We start from the raw sequence: 2,752 nt of genomic DNA on the forward strand, positions 1-2,752 counted from the left end.
AAAGTGATTTGACGGCCTCAGGCGACGGGATGACCACCCAGCTCCATGATTTCTGGGCTTCGCCCGACCACCAACCGAGTCACGCATTACTCGTCCAGGTCAGAGCCCGGCCTGGCCGAGCCAGTCCTTCGCGACGTCGGCCGCCTTCTCGCCGTCCGAGTCGACGCGCTTGTTCAGGTCGCGCATTACGTCGGTCGTCAGCTTCGCGCTCACGGCGTTGACCGCGTTCGCGAAGTCGGCGCCGCGCTCGTCGAGGACCTTCTTGTTCACCGCGGGCACGACGTTCTCGGTCGGCACGATGTTGAGGTCGTCCTTGAGCACGGTGTAGGCCGGGTCACCGGTCAGCGGGCTGACCGAGTCGACCGGGATGACCGTGACGGCCCCGGACTTGAGCTGCTGGACGCGCGGGCCGGCTTCCTGGATGGTCTGGAAGCTGATGTTGGTCAGCTGGTAGACGTCCGTGAAGCCCTTGAAGCACGGCAGGCGCTTCTCGCACTCCGGCGGGCCGGCCATGACGACCTTGTCGAGCTTCTTCAGGTCGCTGATCGACGCGATGCCCTTGTCCTTGGCCAGGTCGGACTTGACGATGTAGGTGTTCTTGTCCTCGGCGGCCGCGAAGTTCAGCAGCCCGACGCCGCTGGGCTCGAACAGCTTCGCCAGCTGCTCGTGCTCCTCCTGGGCGGTCTTGCCCGCCTCCTTGCCGAAGCCGGTGGTGATCGCCGCGCCCTGGTACTCCGGGATGAACTGCAGCTCACCGGACTTCAGCGACGGGTAGATCAGCTCCCGCGAGCCCAGGTTCAGCTTGCGCGTCACCGGGTAGCCCTTGGCCTCCAGCGCCTGCGCGTAGATCTCGGCGAGGATCTGGCTGTCGGTGAAGTTGAAGGACGCGACGACGATCGGCGCCCCGCCCTTGCCCTGCGCGGCGGGCTTGTCACCGCTGTCGCTGCCGCCACAGGCGGCCAAACCGAGCGTTGCCGCGACGGCCACCGCCACCACGGACGCGTTCCGGAACCAGCGCACGAATCCCCACTCCCTCGTCACTCGAACAGACGAAAGGACCCTAGTCCCGACCTCCGACAAGAATCCACATGGTGGGAGAAAGCCCCCGAAATTCCCACTCCGCGGAATATTTGCGCCTGATCGGGGTAAGGTCGGCCCGTGCACGTGACCGCGGTGACGCCGCTGGCCGCCGCTGGCGGCCCCCCGATCTTCCAGTGGAAGTGGGTGGACCGCAACGCCGACGCCATCGTCCAGCGCCTGGTCGAGCACATCTCGCTGACCGGCGCCGCGCTGGGCATCGGCCTGGTGGTCTCGATCGGGCTGGCCGTGGTCTCCCTGCGCTACCGCTGGTCGTACCCGGTGATCCTCGGCACGGCGGGCGCGTTGTACGTGATCCCGAGCCTGGGCGCGTTCGCGGTACTGGTGCCGTTCTTCGGGCTGACGTTCGTCTCCGCGATGATCCCGCTCGCGACGTACACGCTGCTGATCCTGATCCGCAACATCGTCACCGGCGTCGACCAGGTGCCGAACGAGGTCCGCGAGGCCGCGGTCGGCATGGGGTACACGCGCGGCAGGCTGCTCTGGCAGATCGAGCTGCCGCTGGCCCTGCCGGTGGTGATCGCCGGCCTGCGGGTCGCGGCGGTGACGACGATCGGCCTGGTGACCGTCACTTCGATGCTCGGCCTCGGCGGTTTGGGCTACTTCATCCGCGCGGGCATCCAGACGGCGACTCCCAACTCGACGGAGATCATCGTCGGCGTTGGCCTGTCGGTCGTCCTGGCGGTGGTGGTCGACCTGGTCCTCTGGCTCAGCGAGCGCGTGCTGGCGCCCTGGTCGCGGAAGGTGCGGGCCCGATGAGCTTCCTCGATCAGCTGAACGCGTGGCTGGCGGAGCCGAACCGCTGGAGCTGGACCGACAAGGCCGGCGTCCCGTACCGCACGCTGGAGCACCTCCGGTTCTCGTTGCTGGCGCTGGCCATCGCGGCGGCGCTGACGATCCCGGCGGCACTCTGGCTGGCCCACTACCGCCGCGGCGCGTTCCTCGCGAGCAGCGCGGTGAACATCGGCCGGGCGATCCCGAGTTTCGGGTTGATCATCCTGTTCTGGTTCCTGGCCAGCCGCTGGGAGCTGGACACGACGTTCTGGCCGTTGCTGCTGGCGCTGGTCGCGCTGGCGATGCCCCCGTTGTTCACGAACACGTACGCGGGCGTGGTGACGCTGGAGCAGGAGACGATCGACGCGGCCCGCGGAACGGGTCACCGCGAGTGGCAGATCATGCTGCGCCTCGAACTCCCGTTGGCATCCCCGGTGATCCTGGCGGGCGCGAGGGTGGCGTTCCTCCAGCTGATCGCCACGGTGGCCATCGGAGCGATCGTCAACGACGGCGGTGGCCTGGGCCGTTACATAGTGGACGGCTTCGCGGTCGGCGCCCAGGGGTATGGCGCGATCTTCGCGGGCGGCCTGGCGGCGGTGGTACTGGCACTTGTGTGCGACGGCGCGTTCGCGTTGATCACCCGCGTGGCCACCCCGCGCGGCCTGGCGCTGCAGAACGCGCGCCGCGACTAGGAAAACCGGCCGGCGGCGGGCCGGGCAGCCCGCCGCGGCGGCCGACCTCAGGGCTTCTCGAAGTGCTGGTAGTCGATCGGGGTGTCCCAGGAACCGCCCCAGGTCCAGCCGCGGGTGGTGAACGCCCGCTCGGTGCCGTCGCCCGCGTGGATCATGCCCGGCACGCTCTGCGTCCGGTCGACGTAGGG

Annotated in this window: 4 protein-coding genes; 2 read left to right on the plus strand and 2 right to left on the minus strand. The window is 68.6% G+C overall.

Annotated features, from left to right (window positions below; translation table 11 throughout):
• Positions 1-99: 99 nt before the first annotated feature.
• Positions 100-1,020 (minus strand): ABC transporter substrate-binding protein, encoded by a 921-nt coding sequence (locus ACWEGE_RS46850; protein WP_449666993.1) that lies wholly within the window; start codon positions 1,018-1,020, stop codon positions 100-102.
• A 138-nt stretch (positions 1,021-1,158) separates the two neighbouring features.
• Between ACWEGE_RS46850 and ACWEGE_RS46855 the strand changes: the two genes are divergently transcribed.
• Together ACWEGE_RS46855 and ACWEGE_RS46860 are read left to right on the plus strand one after the other, a co-directional pair.
• Entirely contained in the window at positions 1,159-1,857 is a 699-nt protein-coding gene (locus ACWEGE_RS46855) for an ABC transporter permease (RefSeq protein WP_449666994.1), read from the plus strand.
• Positions 1,854-2,564 (plus strand): ABC transporter permease, encoded by a 711-nt coding sequence (locus ACWEGE_RS46860; protein WP_449666995.1) that lies wholly within the window; start codon positions 1,854-1,856, stop codon positions 2,562-2,564. Before ACWEGE_RS46855 ends, ACWEGE_RS46860 begins: the two co-directional genes overlap by 4 nt.
• Positions 2,565-2,611: 47 nt before the next feature.
• On the opposite strand, the gene ACWEGE_RS46865 is transcribed toward ACWEGE_RS46860, so the two are convergent.
• Positions 2,612-2,719 carry a M15 family metallopeptidase gene (locus ACWEGE_RS46865; RefSeq protein ID WP_449659860.1) on the minus strand — a complete coding sequence of 36 codons (108 nt, stop codon included), beginning with the start codon at positions 2,717-2,719 and terminating at the stop codon, positions 2,612-2,614.
• Positions 2,720-2,752 lie beyond the last annotated feature (33 nt).

Source organism: Amycolatopsis sp. NPDC004747 (assembly GCF_053601335.1).